Annotated in this window: 26 protein-coding genes; 12 read left to right on the top strand and 14 right to left on the bottom strand. The window is 34.5% G+C overall.

Features of this window, described 5'->3' with window-relative positions; translation table 11 throughout:
- Window positions 1-103: 103 nt before the first annotated feature.
- On the top strand, window positions 104-2,737 hold the full coding sequence (locus tag BST92_RS02415) for a valine--tRNA ligase (protein WP_105070017.1): 2,634 nt from the start codon (window positions 104-106) through the stop codon (window positions 2,735-2,737).
- Between the two features lie 255 nt (window positions 2,738-2,992).
- Here BST92_RS02415 and BST92_RS02410 read toward each other — a convergent pair whose 3' ends face one another.
- From BST92_RS02410 to rsfS, 6 genes are all read right to left on the bottom strand, one after another.
- Window positions 2,993-3,271 (bottom strand): acyl-CoA-binding protein, encoded by a 279-nt coding sequence (locus BST92_RS02410; protein WP_105070016.1) that lies wholly within the window; start codon window positions 3,269-3,271, stop codon window positions 2,993-2,995.
- Complete coding sequence (locus BST92_RS02405; protein WP_105070015.1) at window positions 3,271-3,921, bottom strand: phosphatidylserine decarboxylase family protein; 651 nt, start codon at window positions 3,919-3,921, stop codon at window positions 3,271-3,273. The genes BST92_RS02410 and BST92_RS02405 overlap by 1 nt, the downstream gene beginning before the upstream one ends.
- Window positions 3,911-4,699, bottom strand: coding sequence for a phosphatidate cytidylyltransferase (locus BST92_RS02400; RefSeq protein WP_245910971.1), 789 nt, complete (start codon window positions 4,697-4,699; stop codon window positions 3,911-3,913). Before BST92_RS02400 ends, BST92_RS02405 begins: the two co-directional genes overlap by 11 nt.
- A 37-nt stretch (window positions 4,700-4,736) precedes the next feature.
- Window positions 4,737-5,354 (bottom strand): LUD domain-containing protein, encoded by a 618-nt coding sequence (locus tag BST92_RS02395; protein WP_105070013.1) that lies wholly within the window; start codon window positions 5,352-5,354, stop codon window positions 4,737-4,739.
- 64 nt (window positions 5,355-5,418) lie between these two features.
- The gene (ftsH, locus tag BST92_RS02390; protein ID WP_105070012.1) at window positions 5,419-7,440 is read right to left on the bottom strand and encodes an ATP-dependent zinc metalloprotease FtsH; all 2,022 of its coding nucleotides are present in this window, start codon (window positions 7,438-7,440) and stop codon (window positions 5,419-5,421) included.
- Window positions 7,441-7,460: 20 nt separating this feature from the next.
- A complete protein-coding gene (gene rsfS, locus BST92_RS02385) occupies window positions 7,461-7,832 on the bottom strand; it encodes a ribosome silencing factor (RefSeq protein WP_105070011.1) in 372 nt (123 codons plus the stop codon).
- 84 nt (window positions 7,833-7,916) lie between these two features.
- On the opposite strand from rsfS, the gene BST92_RS02380 reads away from it, so the two are divergent.
- A complete protein-coding gene (locus tag BST92_RS02380; RefSeq protein WP_105070010.1) occupies window positions 7,917-8,624 on the top strand; it encodes a biotin--[acetyl-CoA-carboxylase] ligase in 708 nt (235 codons plus the stop codon).
- Here the strand turns inward: BST92_RS02380 and BST92_RS02375 are convergent.
- A complete protein-coding gene (locus tag BST92_RS02375) occupies window positions 8,621-9,007 on the bottom strand; it encodes an orotate phosphoribosyltransferase (protein WP_105070009.1) in 387 nt (128 codons plus the stop codon). The genes BST92_RS02380 and BST92_RS02375 overlap by 4 nt on opposite strands.
- Window positions 9,008-9,013: 6 nt before the next feature.
- Window positions 9,014-9,658 (bottom strand): orotate phosphoribosyltransferase, encoded by a 645-nt coding sequence (pyrE, locus tag BST92_RS02370; protein ID WP_105070008.1) that lies wholly within the window; start codon window positions 9,656-9,658, stop codon window positions 9,014-9,016.
- Window positions 9,659-9,665: 7 nt separating this feature from the next.
- On the opposite strand from pyrE, the gene BST92_RS15420 reads away from it, so the two are divergent.
- Complete coding sequence (locus BST92_RS15420) at window positions 9,666-9,842, top strand: hypothetical protein (RefSeq protein ID WP_342747823.1); 177 nt, start codon at window positions 9,666-9,668, stop codon at window positions 9,840-9,842.
- A gap of 26 nt (window positions 9,843-9,868) precedes the next feature.
- A complete protein-coding gene (locus BST92_RS02365) occupies window positions 9,869-10,276 on the top strand; it encodes an NUDIX hydrolase (protein WP_342747822.1) in 408 nt (135 codons plus the stop codon).
- Here the strand turns inward: BST92_RS02365 and BST92_RS02360 are convergent.
- From BST92_RS02360 to BST92_RS02345, 4 genes are read right to left on the bottom strand one after another with little or no spacing between them, the layout of a single operon-like run.
- Entirely contained in the window at window positions 10,256-11,056 is an 801-nt protein-coding gene (locus tag BST92_RS02360; protein WP_105070007.1) for a hypothetical protein, read from the bottom strand. The two genes, BST92_RS02365 and BST92_RS02360, sit on opposite strands and share 21 nt — an antisense overlap.
- Window positions 11,049-12,803, bottom strand: a complete 1,755-nt coding sequence (locus tag BST92_RS02355) for a M14 family metallopeptidase (RefSeq protein WP_105070006.1) — start codon at window positions 12,801-12,803, stop codon at window positions 11,049-11,051. The genes BST92_RS02360 and BST92_RS02355 overlap by 8 nt, the downstream gene beginning before the upstream one ends.
- A complete protein-coding gene (coaD, locus tag BST92_RS02350) occupies window positions 12,800-13,252 on the bottom strand; it encodes a pantetheine-phosphate adenylyltransferase (protein ID WP_105070005.1) in 453 nt (150 codons plus the stop codon). Before coaD ends, BST92_RS02355 begins: the two co-directional genes overlap by 4 nt.
- Window positions 13,249-14,229 (bottom strand): D-alanine--D-alanine ligase, encoded by a 981-nt coding sequence (locus BST92_RS02345; protein WP_105070004.1) that lies wholly within the window; start codon window positions 14,227-14,229, stop codon window positions 13,249-13,251. Before BST92_RS02345 ends, coaD begins: the two co-directional genes overlap by 4 nt.
- 93 nt (window positions 14,230-14,322) lie before the next feature.
- On the opposite strand from BST92_RS02345, the gene BST92_RS02340 reads away from it, so the two are divergent.
- The 7 genes from BST92_RS02340 to BST92_RS02310 all read left to right on the top strand — a co-directional run bounded on the left by BST92_RS02340 (window position 14,323) and on the right by BST92_RS02310 (window position 20,183).
- Complete coding sequence (locus tag BST92_RS02340) at window positions 14,323-14,925, top strand: N-acetylmuramoyl-L-alanine amidase family protein (protein ID WP_170061695.1); 603 nt, start codon at window positions 14,323-14,325, stop codon at window positions 14,923-14,925.
- A gap of 4 nt (window positions 14,926-14,929) precedes the next feature.
- Complete coding sequence (locus tag BST92_RS02335) at window positions 14,930-15,535, top strand: PASTA domain-containing protein (protein WP_105070002.1); 606 nt, start codon at window positions 14,930-14,932, stop codon at window positions 15,533-15,535.
- Window positions 15,519-16,568 (top strand): RluA family pseudouridine synthase, encoded by a 1,050-nt coding sequence (locus tag BST92_RS02330; protein ID WP_105070001.1) that lies wholly within the window; start codon window positions 15,519-15,521, stop codon window positions 16,566-16,568. Before BST92_RS02335 ends, BST92_RS02330 begins: the two co-directional genes overlap by 17 nt.
- Window positions 16,569-16,709: 141 nt before the next feature.
- On the top strand, window positions 16,710-17,471 hold the full coding sequence (gene yaaA, locus BST92_RS02325; RefSeq protein WP_105070000.1) for a peroxide stress protein YaaA: 762 nt from the start codon (window positions 16,710-16,712) through the stop codon (window positions 17,469-17,471).
- 16 nt (window positions 17,472-17,487) lie between these two features.
- Window positions 17,488-18,186 carry a RadC family protein gene (radC, locus tag BST92_RS02320; protein WP_105069999.1) on the top strand — a complete coding sequence of 233 codons (699 nt, stop codon included), beginning with the start codon at window positions 17,488-17,490 and terminating at the stop codon, window positions 18,184-18,186.
- Window positions 18,186-19,484 carry a DUF7033 domain-containing protein gene (locus BST92_RS02315; protein ID WP_105069998.1) on the top strand — a complete coding sequence of 433 codons (1,299 nt, stop codon included), beginning with the start codon at window positions 18,186-18,188 and terminating at the stop codon, window positions 19,482-19,484. Before radC ends, BST92_RS02315 begins: the two co-directional genes overlap by 1 nt.
- A gap of 6 nt (window positions 19,485-19,490) precedes the next feature.
- On the top strand, window positions 19,491-20,183 hold the full coding sequence (locus BST92_RS02310) for a YjjG family noncanonical pyrimidine nucleotidase (protein ID WP_105069997.1): 693 nt from the start codon (window positions 19,491-19,493) through the stop codon (window positions 20,181-20,183).
- Here the strand turns inward: BST92_RS02310 and BST92_RS02305 are convergent.
- Window positions 20,162-21,457 (bottom strand): replication-associated recombination protein A, encoded by a 1,296-nt coding sequence (locus tag BST92_RS02305; protein ID WP_105069996.1) that lies wholly within the window; start codon window positions 21,455-21,457, stop codon window positions 20,162-20,164. The genes BST92_RS02310 and BST92_RS02305 overlap by 22 nt on opposite strands.
- 114 nt (window positions 21,458-21,571) lie before the next feature.
- Here BST92_RS02305 and BST92_RS02300 point away from each other — a divergent pair, with 114 nt between their 5' ends.
- A complete protein-coding gene (locus BST92_RS02300; RefSeq protein ID WP_105069995.1) occupies window positions 21,572-22,246 on the top strand; it encodes a rhomboid family intramembrane serine protease in 675 nt (224 codons plus the stop codon).
- A gap of 9 nt (window positions 22,247-22,255) precedes the next feature.
- Here the strand turns inward: BST92_RS02300 and rlmB are convergent, their stop codons facing one another.
- A complete protein-coding gene (gene rlmB, locus BST92_RS02295; RefSeq protein ID WP_105069994.1) occupies window positions 22,256-22,990 on the bottom strand; it encodes a 23S rRNA (guanosine(2251)-2'-O)-methyltransferase RlmB in 735 nt (244 codons plus the stop codon).
- Between the last annotated feature and the right edge of the window lie 4 nt (window positions 22,991-22,994).

Below are 22,994 nucleotides of genomic sequence, written 5' to 3'. Positions count from 1 at the left end.
CGTGATTAAAAGTAATTATTACTACTTAAAGCCTCTGTTAATGATGTGTATAATTTAAGTAAATAGTACTTTTGTCGATGAAATTTCAAAAACTAAGCCAAAAATGTCCTTAGCAGCAAAATATGATTCTAAAACCACAGAAGATAAGTGGTATAAGTACTGGATGGAGAATGATTTTTTTAAGTCAGTCCCAGATGAGCGTGAGAGTTACACGATTGTTATTCCGCCACCTAATGTTACAGGTGTACTGCATATGGGGCATATGCTTAACAATACTATTCAGGATGTACTTATAAGAAGAGCACGTTTGAAAGGTTTCAACGCATGTTGGGTTCCAGGTACAGATCATGCATCCATTGCTACTGAAGCTAAAGTTGTTAAAAAACTTAAAGAACAAGGCATTGATAAGAATGATTTAACTAGAGAAGAGTTTTTAAAACATGCATGGGATTGGACTGATGAGTACGGTGGTATTATCTTAGATCAACTTAAAAAAATAGGCGCCAGTTGTGATTGGTCTCGCACTAAGTTTACTCTCGATGACGACATGTCAGCATCTGTGATAAAAGTATTTGTTGATTTATTTAATAAGGATATGATTTATCGTGGTTTCCGTATGGTTAACTGGGATCCCGAGGCACAGACTACTCTTAGTGATGAAGAAGTCATCTATGAAGAACGTAACGGTCATCTATATCACTTAAAATATCAAATAAAAGGAAGCGATGATTATATTTCAATTGCTACTACAAGACCTGAGACTATACTTGGAGACACTGCGATCTGTGTACATCCAGAAGATGAACGTTATACGGCCCTAGTAGGCAAAACTGTAATCGTTCCTATTGTTAATCGTGAGATACCTATAATAGCTGATGAGTATGTAGATATGGAGTTTGGTACAGGAGCACTTAAAATTACACCTGCACACGATGAAAATGATAAGAAAATAGGAGAGACGCATCATCTTGAGGTAATAGATATTTTTAATGCAGATGCGACATTAAATAGCTATGGATTACATTATGAAGGCAAAGATCGCTTTGTAGTTCGTAAAGAAATTTCTAATGAATTAGAAGAAAAAGGTTTTTTAATTAATAAAGAAAATCATGTTCATAAAGTAGGTACGAGCGAGCGCACAGGTGCCGTTATTGAACCACGATTGAGTGATCAATGGTTTTTAAAAATGGAAGATCTTGCCCAGCCTGCAATTAAAGCAGTACGCGAGGATATAGTAGAGCTATTGCCAGCAAAATTCAAGAGTACTTACTTTCACTGGATGGAAAACGTAAGAGACTGGAATATCTCACGTCAATTGATGTGGGGACAACGCATACCAGCATACTTCTATGGTGATGGTAAAGAGGATTTTGTTGTAGCTACTTGTATTGAAGATGCTGTTACGCTTTCGCGAAAGCGAACTAAAAACGAAAACTTGCAAGCCAAAGATCTACGACAGGAAAACGATGTTCTAGATACATGGTTCTCGAGCTGGCTATGGCCAATAAGCGTGTTTAATGGTGTGCTGGAGCCAGAAAACGAAGAAATCAATTATTATTACCCAACAAGAGATTTAGTTACTGGGCCCGATATTCTGTTTTTCTGGGTAGCACGTATGATTGTTGCGGGATATGAATTGAGAGATGAAAAGCCATTTGATAAAGTTTACCTTACTGGTTTAGTACGTGATAAACAACGTCGCAAGATGTCTAAGTCTTTAGGGAATTCTCCCGATGCACTAGGGTTAATAGATGATTATGGAGCAGATGGTGTGAGAGTAGGCCTTTTATTAAGCGCAGCAGCAGGAAATGACATTATGTTTGATGAGGACTTATGTCAACAAGGAAAAGGTTTTGTAAATAAAATGTGGAATGCCTATAGGTTAATAGATGGATGGGAAGTTGATGAGACACTATCACAACCTACATATGCACTACAAGGTCTAAACTGGTATAAGTCTAGATTTGCCCAAGTTTTAAATGAGGTAGAGGATCATTATTCTAAATATAGAATAAGCGATGTATTGATGACTAGCTATAAGTTAATATATGATGACTTTTGTGGATGGTTATTAGAAATTATTAAGCCAGAATATCAAAAACCTATTGATCCTAAAACCCTTCATCAGGTGATTAGACTATTTGAAGATAATTTGCGATTAATGCATCCATTTACGCCTTTTATTACTGAAGAGTTATGGCAATCGATTGCAGTTAGAGATGTAAATGATGCATTGTGTGTAAACACATGGCCAGTTGCTGATGTTATGAATGTAGATTTACTAAACGATTTTATACTCGTTCAAGATGTTATTTCTGGAATACGTACAGTTCGTAAAGAAAAACAAATCGCTTTTAAAAATGAGATTTCCCTAAGTGTTATTAATAATGAACAGCTGTCTAGTGAGTACGATAGTCTAATTATGAAGATGGGTAACGTATCTCAAATTGAAATTGTAAAAGAACAAGTTGCTGGTGCAGCTAGTTATCGTGTAAAATCAAATGAATACTTTATACCTCTTGAAGGCAATATTGATGTTGCTGCTGAACTTGAAAAACTTGCTGGTGAATTGAAAAGAGCTCAAGGATTTTTAATAGGTGTTCAAAAGAAACTGGGTAATGAACGTTTTGTAAATAATGCAGCTGTAGAGATTGTTGAGAAAGAAAAACAAAAAGAAGCAGATACTCTAGCAAAAATCGAGACGATACAGGCCAGCATGAAGGCTTTAAATGGATAAAGCATCTTAATTATATCAAATAAAAAACGACTTTCCCATGAAGGTCGTTTTTTTTATATTTAAGATTGTTCATGAATAATCGTAAATATGAATATTAAATATATGTCGTTATGATAATAATACGCTCATTTATGGAGCACCCTATCGTTATTCTGGTGACAGCAATCGTTGTTCTAGTCCTGTTAATAAAAGCATCAATATGGCTTATGCGTTATCTTTTAAAGCCTCATAAGGGTAAAAAGAAAGATAGTTAATTTACCATGGTTTAGGATATAGGTCTTCTATAATCTTAACGTATCGTTGTTTAGCTTCTTCTTTAGAGATTTGTTGGACTTGTATAATGGCATTCATTTTAAAAGCACTGCGTAAATCGTTTGTTTCAAAGCTGCGATTATTGACATAAGGCTCATCAATAGCTCTTTTATAATAGGCATAAAGATGCAATTGAAGCTCTAGAGGAACTAATGACTGTTCTTCTTTACTGGCTTTTTCAAAGGCCTCTTGAAACTTTTTATCGAGTTCTTCTTTTGTCATTAAAACTGTGCTAATACGGTAACACCACCTTTTACCTTTTGATTAAGTTCAACATTAACAGGTGTGTCCACTGGTAAATAGACATCTACTCTTGATCCAAATTTAATAAAGCCGCTTTCACCGCCTTGACCTACTGATTCGTTTTCTACGGCATAATTTACAATACGTTTTGCTAATGCGCCGGCAATTTGACGATGCATAACTTGTTGTCCGTTTTTGTGATCAACCACAACAGTAGTCCTCTCATTTTCTTCACTAGCTTTAGGATGCCATGCGACAAGGTACTTGCCTGGATGGTATTTACTATAACTTACCTGGCCACCTATAGGGTAGCGAGTTACGTGTACATTAATAGGTGACATAAATACTGAAATCATTAGCCGTTCACCTTTAAAATATTCGTTTTCTTGCACTTTTTCAATAACTACTACTTTACCGTCAACTGGAGATACAATAGTTGCGTCATCTAGTATTGTTATTCTTTTAGGGTTTCTAAAAAATTGTAAGATTATAATTAAAAAAATTAAACCTAATCCAATTAATATATACGATAGCCAGTTAGGCATACTGATTTGTGTGGCTATTGCGGTAAGTATACCTGCAACGGCTATTCCTATAAGTATAGAAACGGTTCCTTCTTTATGAAACATAGTTAAGTATTGTAAAGAATAAATAAGCAAATGGAGCTGCAAATATAATACTGTCCATTCTATCAAAGATACCTCCATGACCAGGCATGATACTACCGCTATCTTTAACAGCAGCTTGACGTTTTATTTTAGATTGTATTAAATCGCCTATCGTGCCAAAAAATGCAACGATAAATGCTAACATAATCCACTGCCATAATCCATATACACCTACATAAAAATGTAGTGCTACACCGGCTAGTAATGCCATGAATAAACCTCCTAAAAATCCTTCTATTGTTTTTTTTGGAGAAATACGTTCTAGTAATTTGTGCTTACCAAAGTTTTTCCCTGTGATATAAGCAAAACTGTCGTTAACCCATATAATGCTAAAGATGCCTATCAATAATTCTGGTTTGTACTCTTCCACGACATCTGGTATTAAGGCCAGAAATAAACTACTGCCTATTAAATATAACAATGCTATAATGTGCTTTTTAGTATTAAATAAGGGTATCCTATTTAATAAAACTAAATCTCTAATTAAATAGAGGTTTACTAATAGGGTAGCGCCCAATAAACTATATATGGCATAACTGTAGTAAGGTTGATAAGTTGCTGGCCAGTCATACCATACTAACAGAATATAGCTGATAGGCAGCATAGGGTATATTAACCATTGCTTCAAGCGTATCATGGGCATTAATTCGATTAAACAAATAAATGCAAAAACACAAAATAGGAGAATAAAAACATCCCTAGAATATAAGGCGCTTAGAACTACTAATGAAACATACATGATTCCTGAGACGGAACGTACTAATAATTCACGCATCTTATAAATCTTCTAATAATATGAGGTAGACACGTTTGTTAGGAACTCCATAATTCATTAGGTCTTTTTTCTCTTGAACCTTAGGTTCCTCAAAATTCTTAAGAGTAGTAATATTAGTAGGTATATTAGATCCACTACGATGTTTAATTCCTCTTAATCCTTCACCTATAGACTCAACGATTTGACTTGCTGTTGCTAGTACAATCATAGTTTCTGGGAAGTCAACGGGCTTTTTTTCTTTTAATTGATTAGAAGAAAATAAAATAGCACCATTATCAGCAATGATGTATTCGCAAGTAGTTAAGAAAAAACTGCAATCATCATGAATGTCTGAAAATTGAAGATTATAACTGTTAAATCTATTTCTCAAATTAGAATCCGTACAAAGTACTTTAGTTTCAAAAAAGTCATGTTCTACAAGTACGTCCTCAAAATTAGCTTGCACTTCAGATTCATCTAGTGAGTAAAGGAACCTACCACCTTGAGTAGTGAAATTGTGTATAAACCTCTCATCCAGCGGCAGTTTTTCCTCTGGCATATATTTAGAGCGCCCAGCATCCTTGTTCTGAGAAGACTCAGAATCAGTTGATTTTTTGAAGAGTTTTTTAAAAATACTCATCTATGTTAGACGCATTAATATTAGGGATAAGGTAAATATACTTACTAATTATAGTAGTTACAAACTATTCTTCTTCCTCCTTTGAATTAGTTACTGGTGCAATAGTTCTAGTTGATGATTTTAATGCAACTGCTTCTTCTTTTATAAAAGGTCTTTTTCCAAAGATATTTTCTAAATCATCTTTAAAGATTACTTCTTTTTCAAGTAAAACTTCTGCAAGTTGCGTTAATTTATCCTTATTTTCTTCTAGAATTTTAATTGCTCTTTGGTATTGTGCTTCAATAATTTTAGAAATTTCTTGATCAATGATCACAGCTGTTTCTTCACTATAAGGCTTAGACATACTATATTCTTGCTGTCCGCTAGAATCATAATATGTAATGTTACCTACTTTATCATTAAGCCCATATATAGTAACCATAGCACGAGCTTGTTTAGTGACTTTTTCTAGATCACTTAAAGCACCTGTAGAAATGTTATTAAAAATAACTTTCTCTGCAGCACGTCCACCCATAGTGGCACACATCTCATCCAGCATTTGTTCTGGTCGTACAATTTGCCTCTCTTCTGGTAAGTACCATGCAGCACCTAAAGATTGACCACGCGGTACAATAGTAACTTTAATTAATGGCGCAGCATGTTCTGTCATCCAGCTTACAGTAGCGTGACCAGCTTCATGATATGCAATAGTTTTCTTTTCTGACGGTGTGATAAGTTTATTTTTCTTTTCTAGTCCACCTACGATACGATCCACAGCATCTAGAAAATCTTGCTTATCAACAGCCTTTTTACCTTTTCTAGCGGCAATAAGAGCAGCTTCATTACACACATTAGCAATGTCTGCACCTGAGAATCCAGGTGTTTGTTTTGCTAGGAATGAGGTATCTAATTCATTATCCACCTTTTTAAGAGGTCGCAAGTGCACTTCAAAAATTTCTTCACGTTCATTTACGTCTGGAAGGTCAACATAAATTTGCCTGTCAAAACGACCAGCGCGCATTAATGCTTTATCCAGTATGTCTGCACGGTTTGTTGCTGCAAGTACAATTACGTTTGTATTTGTGCCAAAACCATCCATTTCAGTTAGTAATTGATTCAGCGTGTTTTCACGTTCATCATTGGAACCAGAAAAATTAGATTTACCTCTTGCTCGTCCTATGGCGTCTATTTCATCAATGAAAATAATGGATGGGGACTTTTCTTTTGCCTGCTTGAAAAGATCGCGCACTCTACTGGCACCTACTCCTACAAACATTTCTACAAAATCCGATCCGCTTAATGAGAAAAATGGAACTTTTGCCTCACCAGCAACAGCTTTTGCAAGTAACGTTTTACCTGTACCTGGAGAACCTATTAATAAGGCACCTTTAGGGATTTTACCACCTAAAGACGTGTATTTTTCTGGGTTTTTCAAGAAGTCTACTATTTCTTGTATTTCTTCTTTTGCACCTTCTAATCCGGCAACATCTTTAAAAGTTGTCTTTACATCAGTTTTTTGGTCAAAAAGTTTTGCCTTAGACTTTCCTATGTTAAATATCTGGCCACCGCCACCACCAGCACCGCCACCACTCATGCGACGCATAATGAAAATCCATACACCTATTAATAAAATAATAGGCAAGAAACTCCATATCGCGTTCATGAACGTGTTATCCTGTGTTTTATATAAAACTTTAGTCTCTAGGTTGTTGTTCTGAACGGCTTCTTCTAGTTGTGGTTGAAAAATTTCTAAATCACCAAATTCAAATTTATACTGCGGTACTTTACCTTGATTCATAGCACTAGGCTTCAAAGCATCTTTGTGCTTTGTCTCGTTGCTTAAGGCTTCTTTAGTAAGAAATACTTCAGCATACCTGCCATTCCAAACGATGACTTCTTTTACATCTCCATCTTCTAGATAATTAAAGAACTCAGACTTATTAGTTTCTTTTGGAGAGTTAACGGCATCGCTTATCAGTGAATAAGCCAGAAAAGCTAGTACAATAGGTACTGCAATCCACCATACACTAAATTTAGGTTTTCCGCCTCCTGGTAATATAGGTTTCCCATTTCCAGGTTTTTGATTTGATTTATTTTGTTCAGACATTAGCTTGTATAATCTTGTTATTAGTAAGTGCTTTCTATAACGGTAGTTTTAGCATCGCCCCATAATCCTTCTAGGTCATAATATTCTCTTACATGTTTTTGAAAAACATGTACAACAACATCAACATAATCCATTAGAACCCATTCTGCTTGTGAAGAACCTTCAACATGCCATGGATTTTCTTGCAATTCTTTACTTACTTTTCTTTGTATGGAGTTTACGATTGCGTTTACTTGTGTATTGGAGTTACCGTTGCAGATAATAAAATAGCTTGTTACGGTGTTTTCAATTTCTCTTAAATCCATGATAGTGATGTCATTACCTTTAACATCTTCTATTCCAGCGATCATTTGAGCGATTAACGCATCAGTAGAAACTTTTTCTTTAGTCATCAAATATTTTTTGTTATGACAAATTTATTCTTTTTTTACCAGTGGTTTTACAAAATAAAACTTAATCTCTAGATAAATAGTCTCTTGCAAATAGTCAAATTACATGCCACTACATCAACTAATGATGAATTGAGAGCACGCTTTCGCGAAAGCGAAACACAACACCTCACTGCTATTTATAGTTTATCGCAGTCACAAGGTCGTGGTAATCGTGGATCTACGTGGTCTTCTGAAAACGGTAAAAACCTGACATTTAGTGTTTTAGTAACAGAAAATATTTCTGGAATAACTCCTTTTGAGCTTAATCAAATTGTGTCTGTTGCGATGGTGCAGTGGCTTAAAAAGGATTTAAATGTACAGGCCAAAATAAAATGGCCTAACGACATCCTGTCAGTTCAAATGAAATTAGCAGGCATTCTTATTGAAAATACTTATCAAAAAGGTAAATGGACGCACTCGATAGTAGGAATAGGTCTTAATGTTAATCAAGAAGAATTTGAAGATCTACCGCGAGCAGTTTCTTTAAAAAATCTTACCGGGCAAACTTTTAAGCTAGAAGTGTTGTTAGTGCAATTTCTTTCTCATCTAGATAAGGCTCTTAAAAATAAGAATCAAACTATTGAAAAGTATCTTAAATATCTATTTAAGTATCGTCAACAAATGAGTTTTAAAATTAATGGGCAAGATATCGTTGCAATGGTATATGGTGTAACAGAAAACGGTGAATTGCTCCTTGAAAAAGAAGGGCAAATCACCGCTTATGATTTAAAACAAGTGAGGTGGAACTACTAGAGTTTCTCTAGGCCACTAGCCAGTTGTTCTAGGAATTTTTTTATTGGACCTTTAATCATCATGGCCATCATTGCATTAAATTCTCCATTAAAGATTAATTGCGCTTGAGAGCCATTTGCAACTTGTTCAATATTACAACTTAATGTAAATGCTAGTTTGTCACTAGTGGAGCCTAGTGTGACATTAGTAAAAGGTATGGATTCTTGAAGACCTAGTTTTATTTCTGGCATACCTTTAAGACCGAACAAAAATTTGTCATCTCCATGAGTTTCAAATTTTGTGTCATCTGGCATTAACTGCTTATAATTTTCAACTTGGGTTAAAAATTCAAATAACTCTTGCGGTGTTTTTTGTGTCTGTACCGTACGGCTTTCTAAATTCATAATATTTTATTTACCTGTCCAGGCGCTAGGATCTTTTCTCCAGCTTTTTAATAATTCAATTTCTTGCACTGAGAAATGTCCAGTATTTTGAGCTTGTAATATTAAGTGGTTATAATCACTTAATGTGTGTAAGTTCAAATCATGTTTTTCAAAGTTTTCTTGTGCAAATTCAAAGCCATACGAAAACAATGCCAACATACCTTTCACAGTTGCACCACTTTCTTTAAGTGCGTTTACGGCATTTAAACTGCTTTTACCAGTGCTTATTAAATCTTCTATAACAACTACTGATTGACCTGCTTCTAGATGTCCTTCAATTTGATTTTGACGGCCATGCTTCTTTGCTTCGGGTCTAACATATACAAATGGAAGATTTAAGTAGTCTGCTACTAGCATACCTATACCTATAGCTCCTGTTGCCACTCCAGCAATAACATCTGGCTTACCGTATAATTCTTCAATTTGATTTGAGAGTTGTTCTCTTAAGAAATTGCGAATCGTTGGGTATGAAAGCGTTACGCGGTTATCACAATAGATTGGTGATCTCCAGCCGCTAGCCCATGTAAAAGGTTCTTGTGGTTGCAATTTTATTGCTTTAATTTGCAATAATAATTCAGCCGTTTTAATTGCGATATCCTTATTTATAACCATGGCGCAAATGTATAAAGTTTTTGTGAAAGACGTCGCAATTATCGTGACATCAAATAGGGATGATTATCCCGATTATGGAGTTTTTTCTCTTAAAGATGTTGACTTGCTCAAGATTATTAAGAAAATTGAGAAGGGCAAGCTTAAAAAAGTATTGCTTTATTCAAAAAATGAAAAAAAATATTAAAAAGATTACATAAAAAGTTACCACTAGTGAAAGCTGGTGGCGGCCTTGTAATTAATAAAGAGAATAAGTTTTTATTCATACATCGCAACGGTAAATGGGATCTCCCAAAAGGAAAGTCCAATCGTTTTGAAGGAATGAAAAAAACCGCAAAAAGGGAAATAGAAGAAGAAACTGGTGTAAAGAAATTGAAAATCGTTGATAAGCTGGGATGTACTTACCATGTATTTAATAGAAAATCCTCTCTAAAATTAAAGCTTACACACTGGTACCTCCTAGAGACCAATTATAAGGGTAAACTAGCGCCTCAAGAAGAAGAAGGAATTGATATTGCCACATGGCTTGATCAAGAAGAGGCAGAGAAGGCTCTAGAATCTTCCTATAGTAATATTAAGGAACTGTTTCCAGATCAGACTTTAAATTTTAAGAGGCGATAGGTCTAGATAATATTCCATCTCTTTAGCTCTAATCTCCACTTTTACATCTGGATTCAAGTACATAAACGTTTCTGGTAGCTCTATGTGCTTTGTTAACTGTAGTGTTAAAGAATCTACACCTAGTTCTTTAATACCTATAGTCGCGTTTTCAAATTCTTCTTTTTCAAATTTGAAAACTTTGTTTTGCACATAGTTTCTAAAAGCAGTCTGGTCATCCATTTTTACCTCAAGAGCAAGATTAGCAACAGACTGTTGTAAATTAATGTCAAAAATAGTTCTCACGTCATCTTCCTTTTGATCTTTAGTAAGGTCTAGGGTTGTTAAAGTAGTAAGCTCTGGCTTTTTAAACGTATTGATCAATCTTTTATGTTGACCATTTCTAGTATAGGTAAGCTCATAACTTATTAGTGCATCTGTTTGTGTAGTATGTTCTATATTAATATTTGATATACCACTCATATCACCACTACATATCTTTTGCTCGCGATGAGATATGAAAATAGACCATATTTCTTCTAGGTCTGCATCTTTATTGTATGTAACATCAATAAAGTCTTGAGTAATAAGATTTTTTATTGCTTTATTAAGTCGTTTTTGGGTATCGGTGTCACCTTCATAAAATGGTACTTGAAAAACATAAGAGATGTTATTGCAATTAAAGTCTGCAATAAGACGCGTTGTCTTTACAGCACCTTGTACATTTAAATCGATAATTTCTTTATCTTTTTTACAAGAGATAAATGCGCATGCTATTAAAAGAATAAGAATATTTTTAATCATTGTAATGAACTTTATAGATTGGATAATTTAAATGAGCTTTTTCATAGTTAGGAGAGCGATCGTGCAGCCACTTTAATTGTGCATAATTACTTTGTGCAAAATTATCGTTTGATTTTTTAATAGAGTCAAACTCTTTTTTGAGATTAGCATTACTTGATAGCATTCCTTTTGCTGTATTCTCAAATACGTATGAAGAAAAGCCTTCTTTTTGCTGTAGAATTGTATCAAAAAAGTTCCATTTAAAAAAAGAATCTTGTCCCTGCGGTTCTAAAGTCTCAATAATGTATCTTATTCCTGGTTGTGCAGTAGGAATGATGATATCGCTTTCGCGAAAGCGTAATTCTATATTTTTCTTACTTAAAACAACGTCAGAATGAGGATAGTGTCCTTCATAAGCGTTACTAGACGTATTAAAATCTTCTATGCGGTATTGTGTGACCGTTATTGTACTGTCCTTAGGTAAAACTTCCATTTGAATATTATTCATGCGCATTAATTCGATAATCTCCCATTGCCCTTGTGGTATCACATAAAAGGAAGGTATTTTAATTGAATCTGTGGCGATAAAATGATTGTAATATGGTGTGTTTTTTTCAAAAGGTTGATTACGATCATATGTGAGTAGTTCCTGTCCAGTTACCTCGCTAATATTGCGTTGCGCTTTATAGCCTTTAAAAAGTAGCGTGTCTGCTTTATCTCTGTCTACTATATGGTTAAGTGCATAATATCTAGCGTCATTAAATTCTTTAAAAGATGAAGATCTGGCTGCTTTTATGGCGTTTATATTCTCAGTACCTAGAGCAATGGTTTCTTCCATTATAGCTTTTGTACCCAGAACTCTGTCTTTATACGGCTTAAGCATGTGTGTTTCTATCATAAAGCCTAAGGTGTTCCACAGTGTGGTATATCCAGTACTGTAACGTGGATGATCCATGAATTGAGAAAATCCGTTTTCTGGTGATACACCATAAACATTTACATAAGGCGTCATAGAATGATCACGGTCTTGCATGCGTTGTTCTAGATCTTTTTGAAGATGGTTGTAAAGGTAGTTTCCTGCAGATTTGCCCAGCTTGTTATGTTGTGTAAATAGGTGTGTTAATGTGTATTGATAGTCTGCGCCATTACTTACATGATTGTCTATGAATATATCTGGGTTTACTTTATGATAGACCTGATAAAAAGATTGAGCATTGCGGCTGTCTGCTTTTATGAAATCTCTATTTAAATCATAATTGCGAGCATTACCTCTAAAACCGTATGATTCTGGTCCATTTTGATTAGTTCTAGTATGACTGTTACGATTTAAAGAGCCTCCTACATTATAAATCGCGATGGCCGAAAAAATGAGATTATCTGGCGCGTCGATTTTACCAGTAGCTAGATCTCTCATCAACATCATGGTAGCATCTATACCGTCACTTTCTCCTGGATGAATACCATTATTAACGAGTATTTTAATCTTGTCCTCATTAACGGATTTCCAATCTATATTGCTTTTTGAAAAACTAATAAGGTGAAGTGGTAAACCGCTGTCGGTCAATCCTATTTCTTCTATCTCTATTGTAGAATATGATGAAGCTAAATCTTTATAAAACGTAATTACTTCTTGGTATGTAGCCGTTTGATTTCCGTTACCTTTTTCAAAAGGTGTTTGCCAGTCTTTTATTTCCTCGGCGATTTGCTTATCAGATTGCTGGCACGATATAACTATGGTAATTAATAAGAAGTAGGTGAGTAGTCTCATAACTTTACGGTATCTGGTACGAGACTAGTGAAGTCTCCATTATTTCTTATCACATCTCTAACGATTGATGATGATATGTATGATTTACCAGAGCTAGTTAATAGAAACACGGTTTCTATTTCTGATAATTTACGATTAGTATGTGCAATCGCTTTTTCAAACTCAAAGTCACCAGGATTACGTAGTCCACGTAAAATAAAGCTGGCATCATTTTCTTTACAGAAATCAATAGTCAATCCAGAGTAGGTCATGACTTTAATCTTGGGTTGGTTAATGAAAGCTTTTTCTATAAATTCTTTACGTTGCTCAAGAGAGAACATGTATTTTTTATCTGCGTTAACACCTATGGCGATAATAATTTCATCAAAAAGGCCTAGACCACGTTCTATAATGTCATAATGGCCTAATGTTATAGGGTCAAAACTTCCTGGGAATACGGCTCTTTTCATGAATGGTGTTTTATGGTGTTCTCTATAACGTCTGTAAATACTTGTTGAAGCGTTTTATGAGTAGCTTTTATTTGTTGAGGAATAATACTTTCTGTACTCATTCCGGGATTAGTATTTATTTCTATAAAATGTGGTGTACCATCATGAAAGATAAAGTCAGCTCTGGCGATTCCTTTACATTTGAGTACACTATATATTCTTTTACTTTGTTCTTGTACCGCGAGAGTAAGTTCTAGAGATATTCTAGCAGGTGTTATTTCTTGAGATTTACCTTGATATTTTGCTTCATAATCAAAGAAGTCGTTCTCACTTACAATCTCTGTAGGTGGTAGCGCAATTATTTCATCGTCAATTTGATATATACCTACAGATACTTCAGTACCGTCTAAAAAGGATTCTAGTATTACTTCATCATCAACTGCAAAGGCAACTTCCAGGGCTTTTTCTAGTTCACTTGTTTCATATACTTTAGAAACCCCAAAGCTACTGCCGCTACGATTTGCTTTTACAAAGTAAGGTAATCCTAGTCTTTTAGAGATATCTTCTGCATTATAATCTGCGCCTTTGTTAAGGTAGATGTGTTTACCAGTATAAATACCCCATGGTTTTAATACGGCAATACAATCTCTTTTATTAAAGGTTATGGCGCTTTGATAAGAGTCGCATGAAGTTTGTGGTATATGTAACAATTCAAGATAAGCCTGGATTCTCCCATCTTCTCCTGGTGTACCGTGTATGGTATTGTATATGCAATCAAAGGTGATATGTTTACCGTCTACGGTAATGCTAAAATCATTTTTATCCACCTCATAGCGTTTACCTGAAGTATCTTTATAATACCAACCTTCCTGTAAAATAGCAATTGGGAATACATTGTATAAGTTCCGGTCTAGGTGCTCTGCGATTACAGCTCCACTTTTCATAGAGATTTGCCACTCACTAGAATAGCCGCCCATTAATACCGCAATGTTTTTCATAGATTAACTTTTCGCAAAAGCGTGAACAACAAAGTTAAAAAAGAACTGGTTCTAAGTATGTTTTCAATGATTATATTTGAACAAATATTTAAGATGAAAAAATATCTTCTTTTTATACTGTTTTGCACCGTTAGTATTATGGTGAAAGCAAGTGATGATGATGTTAAAACTTTTACGGTTGTAATAGATCGTGGGCATGATGATGTCGATAGAGGAGCAATAGTCGAGGATGAAAGCGAGTTTGAAATACTTTATGCTTTGGTCGCCGAGATTACTGGTGAATTAACTAGTGATGTAAATGTTATTTATCATAACCCTACAGGTGTACATTTATCTATAGAAGAACGTGCAGCCCAGATAAATGCTTTAAAACCTGATTTAGTCATTTCCATACACATGGGTTTTTCAAATAATGGTCCTAGACAAGCTGCTATAGTACTTAATGATAAAAACATGGAGTTTGCAAAAAGTAAAGAGCATGCTAGTTCTTTAATCACACATTTGACTAAAGACGCTTATTTTTCTACTATACGTACTGAAGTGAATGGTACAGCGTTATTAGAAAAGGTTAATGCACCGGCATTTATGTTAGAGATAGGGAATATGAATGCGGCTAGAGATCGTTATTATTTACAAACTAATGGTTCTAAAAGAGTTAGTATTAATTTTACGACATTTTTAAACGATTTGAATTAATTACATGAGTTTTATTAAATTTCTTTTTACAAAAACATTTTTGAAGCATTTATTATTAGCGATAGCTTTAATAGTTGCTTTGTGCTTTGTCTATTTATTTTGGTTGAGTTCTTACACGAATCATGGTCAAAAAATTCAAGTTCCTAATCTCGCAAAGTTATCACTTGTTGAAGTTGACGAGCAGCTTGAAGAATTAGATTTGAGACGTAAATTAATTGATAGTTCAAGCTATAATCCAGAGTTTCCACCGCGTAGTGTTATCGAACAAGATCCTGCTGCTGGAAAATTTGTTAAAGAGAATAGACAGATTTATATAAAATTAAATCCATCAGGATATGGTGAGGTTAAAATACCTAACCTGATTAATAGAACAAGAAGACAAGCTGAACCAACTTTAAAAGCTTTAGGGTTTAAGGTAGGTAATGTTACTTACAGACCACATATAGCTACTGATATGGTACTGGAGTTGCGCTATAAAGGTGATAAAATAGAGCCAGGTGCATCTCTCATGAAAACGTCAGTTATAGATTTAGTACTAGGAGATAAATCATTACTCAATAGAGAAGAGCCAGCTGCTCAAGATACAACAGAAGATGCCACAGGTAACTAATACAGAAGAGCTGGATGACGCTCACGACGATGATTTATTTGAACATCATCAATTTACTGCTAGTGATGGACAAGAGCCATTAAGAGTCGATAAGTATTTAATGAATTTTATAGAAAATGCGACTCGTAGTAAGATACAGCAAAGTATCAAAGATGGTGCTGTAAGAGTAAATGATGAGGTTGTAAAATCTAACTATAAGGTTAAGGCTGGTGATCGCATACGTGTATTATTTAAGCATCCACCACATGAGAATTTATTAGTTGCTGAAGATATTCCATTAGACATCGTATATGAAGATGATTCTTTAGTTGTTGTAAATAAACCTGCAGGTATGGTTGTTCATCCTGGTCATGGTAACTATTCTGGGACACTTATCAATGCGCTGATACATCATTTTGAAAACCTGCCTAATAATAGCAGTAATCGTCCTGGTCTAGTACATCGTATAGACAAAGATACCAGTGGACTACTAGTCGTTGCAAAGACAGAAAACGCGATGTCATATTTAAGTGCTCAATTTGCTGCAAAGACAAGTGAACGTGAGTATATTGCTATAGTCTGGGGGAATTTTGATGAAGAAAGTGGAACTGTCGAAGGTAATATAGGTAGACATCCTAAAAATAGATTGCAAAACTATGTCTGGTCTGGTGAAGAAGCTTACAAAGGAAAGCCAGCTGTTACACACTGGAATGTGATTGAAGGACTAGGTTATGTAACTATGATCTCTTGCAAACTTGAAACTGGTAGAACACATCAAATACGTGTTCATATGAAGCACATAGGTCATACGTTATTTAATGATGAACGCTATGGCGGAGATAAGATTTTAAAAGGAACTAGTTTTACTAAATATAAACAGTTTGTAGATAACTGCATGAAGGTATTACCACGTCAGGCACTTCATGCAAAAACACTAGGTTTTGAACATCCGGTAACTAAACAATGGATGAGTTTTAATTGCGACATACCAGATGATATGAAAAATTGTATCGAAAAATGGCGTGTGTATGCTGCAAATTCTAAGGATGCTTAAAAAAAGTCCAAATGATATCATTATGTCATTTGGACTTTTTTATTAGATAAGGATTATCAATTATTGTATTGATAAGTTAACTAGCCTTTATGTGATAAAAGAAATTTCTACTCTTATTTTTGAGTCTTAAATTTAAGCGCCATGAAAATTTTACTATCGCCAGCAAAAACCCTTGATTATAAAACAGAACTTCCTATTAAAGATCATACACAGCCTGTATTTATAAAAGAAGCTACAAAACTTAATAAAGTTTTAAAAAAAATGTCTGCTAAAGAAATAGGTGAATTAATGCATATTTCAGATACGCTTGCAGATTTAAATTACCAACGTAATCAAGACTTTGAAGTAGAATTTACTGCCGCTAATAGCAGGCCAGCAGTATATGCATTTGCTGGTGACGTTTATACAGGTTTAGATGCTTATACATTACAATCAAATCACATCGATGACATGCAGTCCATGGTGCGCATACTATCTGGGTTGTATGGATATTTAAGGCCACTAGACTTGTTGCAACCATATCGACTTGAGATGGGAACTAAACTTTCTATAGGAAAAGATAAAAACCTTTATGCCTTCTGGAAAGATATTGTAACTCCTTCACTTAATAAAGAGATAAAAGAAGATGAAGTAGTAGTGAATCTAGCAAGTAATGAATATTTTAAAGTGATAGAAAAGAAGTCTTTGAATGGACATTTAATAAGTCCAATTTTTAAGGACTATAAAAATGATAAACTTAAAGTGATTTCTTTTTTTGCAAAGAAAGCTCGTGGTACCATGGCACGATTTTTAATTGAGAGTAAGGCTAGTAGTTTATCAGATGTTTTAGCTTTTCAAATGGATGATTATCGTTATTCAGAAAAAGACACTATAAAGGAAAATGAGCCTGTATTTATAAGGTAAGCGCTATATTTATAGCATGACTCAAGAATCCACTTCATTCTCTATAAAAAATTGGTCTGAAAATGATAGACCACGTGAAAAATTACTAGTTAATGGTAGTAGTGCATTATCAGATGCAGAATTAATAGCTATTTTAATAGGTAGTGGTAGTAGAGAAATGAGTGCGGTAGAATTAAGTAGGTTAATCCTCAATCATGCAGGTAATTCACTTGATAAATTAGGAAAATTGAGTGTTAAAGAATTAATGAAGTTTAAGGGAATAGGAGAGGCAAAGGCAATAACTATAGCCGCTGCCATGGAGTTAGGTAAACGACGAGCTAGTGAAATACCTATTTCTAAACCTGTTATTACCTGCAGTGATGATGCCTTTAATGTATTACAACCTATTATAGGTGATTTACCACATGAAGAATTTTGGATCTTATATCTTAACAATAGCCATAAAGTATTAGCAAAACATCAAATAAGTAAAGGTGGTTTTACAGGTACTATGGTAGATACACGCATTGTATTTCAAAAAGCGGTTGAAGAAGCTGCCGTAGCAATGATTCTAGCGCACAATCATCCTAGCGGGAAATTAATGCCTAGCATGGATGATAAGCGACTCACACAAAAGTTGATAGAAGCTGGTAAAATAATGGATGTTAAAGTACTCGATCATCTTATAATCACTTGCGAGAACTTTTACAGTTTTGCAGATCATAATTTGATGTAATGGTTTTAATTTTTACTAATAAATTATCTTCTCGCAAACAATATATATTTAAGCATATCTTTAAAAGATTGCTAGAGATACCGTTTGATTTCACATCAGATCTTAGTGAATTTATAGCACATGAAGGACCTAAGTTTTCTTATGGTAAAAAGCCTTTAGGTGATGAATTTTTTATATGGTCCTATGGACTTTTAAATGAGGTAGGTATAGACGATCATAAAATAGAAGTACATAAATGGGGTCAATTGCCCATATTTTTTAAGGCGCCAGACAGAAGTGATTTACCATTTGATGTATTTGCGGCTAGTTTTTATTTACTAACTAGGTATGAAGAATATTTACCTCAAGTAAAAGATAGTTTAGGTCGTTTTACAGCCTCAGCTAGTATCGCTGCACAACATCACTTTTTAGAAGTACCACTATTAGACTTATGGGTTAATCGACTTGGTGAAGAACTAGAAAAGCGATTTGACATTACGCTTCCGCGAAAGCGAGAAACACAAATCATCACTGCCTTTGAAACGGCTAGCATTTTTCAATATAAAAATAGAGCGATTGTACCCGTCATCCATTCCCTATATGAAAATTTACGTCAGTTAAGGTTAAGGAAATTATTTAGACAAATAGGAGTTCATTTAAGACTTACTAAGGATCCCTATGATGTTTATGATATCATTCTCAGGATTTACAGAGAAAGCATAGCTAAACTCCCCAAAAGGCTTAAATACAGCAGGCGAGTACTGTTTTTATTTCATCTAGGAGATTACAATTATATTGATAATGGAGTCTCATATCGCTCTAGAATTCATCGCGAACTTATTAAGCATATATCAGACTATGTAGAAATAGGGTTGAGGTTCTCTTATGCAAATGGAGAAAATAAAATTACTAATGAAACAGAAAGATATGAGAGCATTACTAATCGACCTCTATCTAAAACGATGACTGCATTTTCTAAGATCTCAATGCCTGGACATTACAAACAATTAGTAGATATGGATACGATAGAAGATTATAGTATGGGATATACAAACATACCAGGTTATAGAGCTAGTACCAGTCATTCGTTTTACTTTTATGATTTAGATTATGAGGTGCAAACTCCTTTAAGGGTTTATCCATATGCGTTACATTATAGAAGCATAGAACATTTTATGCTTAATGGTCAGCAAGCCATTATTGATAAGCTACTCAAATATGCACATTCTGTCACGGGTAATTTTATAGTAATTTTTGATAACGCTCAATTGGATTTAAAAAAGCGGTCTCATATATACACCATCATTAAAAATTATTGACATATCATGTTTAAAAATATAGAGCATCTTTTTTTTGACTTAGATCACACGTTATGGGATTTTGACTTGAATAGTAAGTTAGCTTACAAACAAATTTTTGAAGAACATGATATTAAACTCGATTTAGATACATTCATCAATATTTATGAACCTCTCAATTTAGAGTTTTGGAGAAAATTTAGGGAAAATCTAATTACAAAAGAAGAATTGCGTTATCAACGATTAAAAACTGCTTTTGAGGCTTGTAACTATACTATAAATGATGATCAAATAAATCTTTTTGCAGATTTATACATTCAATACTTGCCTAATAATAATCATCTCTTTCCTGGATGTACGGAACTATTAGATAATCTTAAAGGTAAGTTTAAAATGCATTTAATAACTAATGGTTTTAATGGCGTACAACAAAATAAGATTGATAAAGCTGGGTTGAGTGATTATTTCAATGTTGTTCTCACTGCAGAGGCTGCCGGATATAAAAAGCCTGCGCCTCAAATTTTCTATCAAGCTTTAGAAATGGCTGGAGCAAGTGTGGAAAATAGTTTAATGATAGGAGATAGTTATGCAGCAGATATACTAGGAGCTCAACGCATAGGTTTAAAAACGATTTGGTTTCATACTACAAATCAACAAATACCACAAGATGAGGTCGTTGTTCACGATTTAATGTCTATTCAACCTTTATTAGGCTTATAATCATAATGATCCTTCCAGCGTTTCTCTAAAAACTCTCTTTGAGCTTGCTCTCTAGGATTATTACCTGGTTCAAAAAATTTTGTTTTACTAATCTCTTTAGGTAAAAAGTCATACTGAGCAAAGTTGCCAGGATGATCGTGAGCATATTTATATTCCTGACCATATCCTAGTTCTTTCATCAACTTTGTAGGAGCATTTCTTAAGCCTAATGGAACTGGTAAGTCACCTGTTTGCTTAACAATTTGTTGAGCCTGTCCTATGGCTAGATAAGAAGCGTTACTTTTAATTGATGTTGCGAGGTAAATAGCACATTGACTCAAGATGATTCTAGATTCTGGATAACCTATCGTAGAGACCGCTTGAAATGCGTTATTAGCCATAATAAGAGCTGTTGGATTTGCATTCCCTATATCTTCACTGGCAAGAATAAGCATACGTCGTGCTATAAATTTTAAATCCTCTCCACCTTCAATCATCCTTGCTAGCCAGTATACTGAAGCATTGGGATCACTTCCTCTTATAGATTTAATAAAAGCACTTATAATGTCATAATGCTGTTCTCCAGTCTTATCATATCTAGCAGGATTAGATTGTACTTGTTCAAAAACTAATTCATTAGTAATTACAATAGGGCCTAATGGTTGACTGTTAATCACTAATTCAAATATGTTGAGCAGCTTTCTAGCATCACCGCCGCTTATGCGCAGTAGAGCCTCTGTTTCGGCAAGTGTGATATCTTTATTACTTAATACTTCATCTACCTTTATAGCCCTATGTAGTAGTTCTTCTAGGTCCGCTTTCGCGAAAGCGTCTAATACATAAACTTGACATCTGGATAATAATGCAGGGATGACTTCAAAGCTTGGATTCTCAGTCGTTGCGCCTATTAGGGTAACCCATCCTTTTTCAACAGCTGCTAGCAAAGAATCTTGTTGTGATTTACTAAAACGATGAATCTCGTCTATAAATAATATTGGGTTTTTTGCTGTAAACAAACCTCCAGAATTTTTTGCCTTGTCTATGACTTCTCTAACATCTTTGACACCGCTATTAATAGCACTGAGAGTGTAAAACGGACGTTTACTTTCTTGAGCGATGATGTTTGCTAGTGTTGTTTTACCTGTGCCTGGTGGTCCCCATAAAATTAATGAAGGTATAGTCCCATTAAGAATATGTTGTCTCAGTGTACCTTTTTCTCCTATTAAATGATTTTGACTTAAATAGTCATTAAGATTTTGAGGTCTTATACGTTCGGCAAGTGGTGAATTAAGCATTGTACGAAGATAGGAATAGCTGTAATTTATTATTACGATTTAAATCCAAAAACTATATTGTCATGACACTTTTTCTAGATTTCCTTTTGGCTGTGTTCTTGATATCTCTTAAGTATGAAAGATTCTCAATATTTTAAATTTGATATCTATACCGTTTTACCAGCACTAGTGTTTATAATTTTGATCTGGTTGGTTTATACTATCGAGGTTAAATATCATTTTAACTTCACAAATTTAGGTATTAGACCTGGTAAATGGAGTGGATTAAAAGGAGTGATTTTTAGCCCATTCATACATGCAGATCTGGGACACCTATGGAGCAATACGTTACCATCTTTAGTTTTAGTTACTGCACTCAGTTACTTTTATAGAAGTATTAGTTTTAAAGTTTTATGCTTAGGTTTAATCTTTAGTGGTTTAATGACTTGGATTATCGGTAGACCATCATATCATATAGGAGCAAGTGGTTTAATATACTTGCTAGCTAGCTTCTTATTTTTTAAAGGCGTATTTACTAAGCACTATAGAATGCTTGCATTAAGTTTTGTAGTTACTTTTTTTTATGGTAGTATGGTATGGTATGTATTGCCGTTAAAAACGGGTATTTCTTGGGAAGGCCATTTGAGTGGTGGAGTAGTAGGAATAATTCTAGCTATTGTGACTAAAAATAAATTGCCCGAAAAAATGAAATACCAATGGGAGAATCCTGACTTTAATATAGATGATGATCCATTCATGCGGCAATTTGACGAGAATGGCAACTTCATTGAATTGGATGAAGAAGAATAGTATCCTATCCTATCCTTGCTGCCTTACAATTTCATATAAGATTGCTCCACATGCTACTGATACATTAAGAGAGGCGATATCTCCTTTCATAGGTAGTTTAATAGGCTCGTCAATCACCTTCAGAGTTGAAGGGTTAATACCACGATCTTCACTTCCCATGATAAGTGCTATGGATTGATTAAGGTCAACATCATATACTACTTTGGCTGACTTTTCAGTGGCGCCTATGGTGGTAATACCGTAAGCTTTCATTAGGAAAACGGCATCTTTTATATGTGAGACTTTACAGATGGGTATATTAAATACAGCCCCTGCACTAGTTTTAATCGTAGCTGGATTAATTGGTGCCGATCCACTTTCTCCAATAATTATAGCGCTAACGCCAGTACACTCTGCTGTTCTTATGATAGCACCAAAATTTCTTACATCTGTAACGCCATCTAATAGAAGGTAGATTTCTTTAGATTCAACATTGCGTTTTTCTAGAATCTCTTCAAGTGAAGCAAAATCTATAGGAGATATGGAGGCTACAGCACCTTGGTGATTTCCATGATTTGATATCTTATCTAATTTCTCTGCCGGTACAAAAGAGTTGGTTATTTTATGTTTATTTACTAACGTTTTTAGTTGTCCCATTAGAACACCTTCAGCCTCTCTAAGTAAATAGATCTTACCTAAGTTTTGTCCGCTTTCTATAGCTTCTATAATCGCACGCAAGCCATAAATGTATGTAGTCTTTTCCATATTG

The sequence above is a fragment of the Nonlabens arenilitoris genome, from assembly GCF_002954765.1.
In the GTDB taxonomy this organism is placed as follows: domain Bacteria; phylum Bacteroidota; class Bacteroidia; order Flavobacteriales; family Flavobacteriaceae; genus Nonlabens; species Nonlabens arenilitoris.
This window is presented reverse-complemented; position numbering and strand designations above follow the sequence as displayed.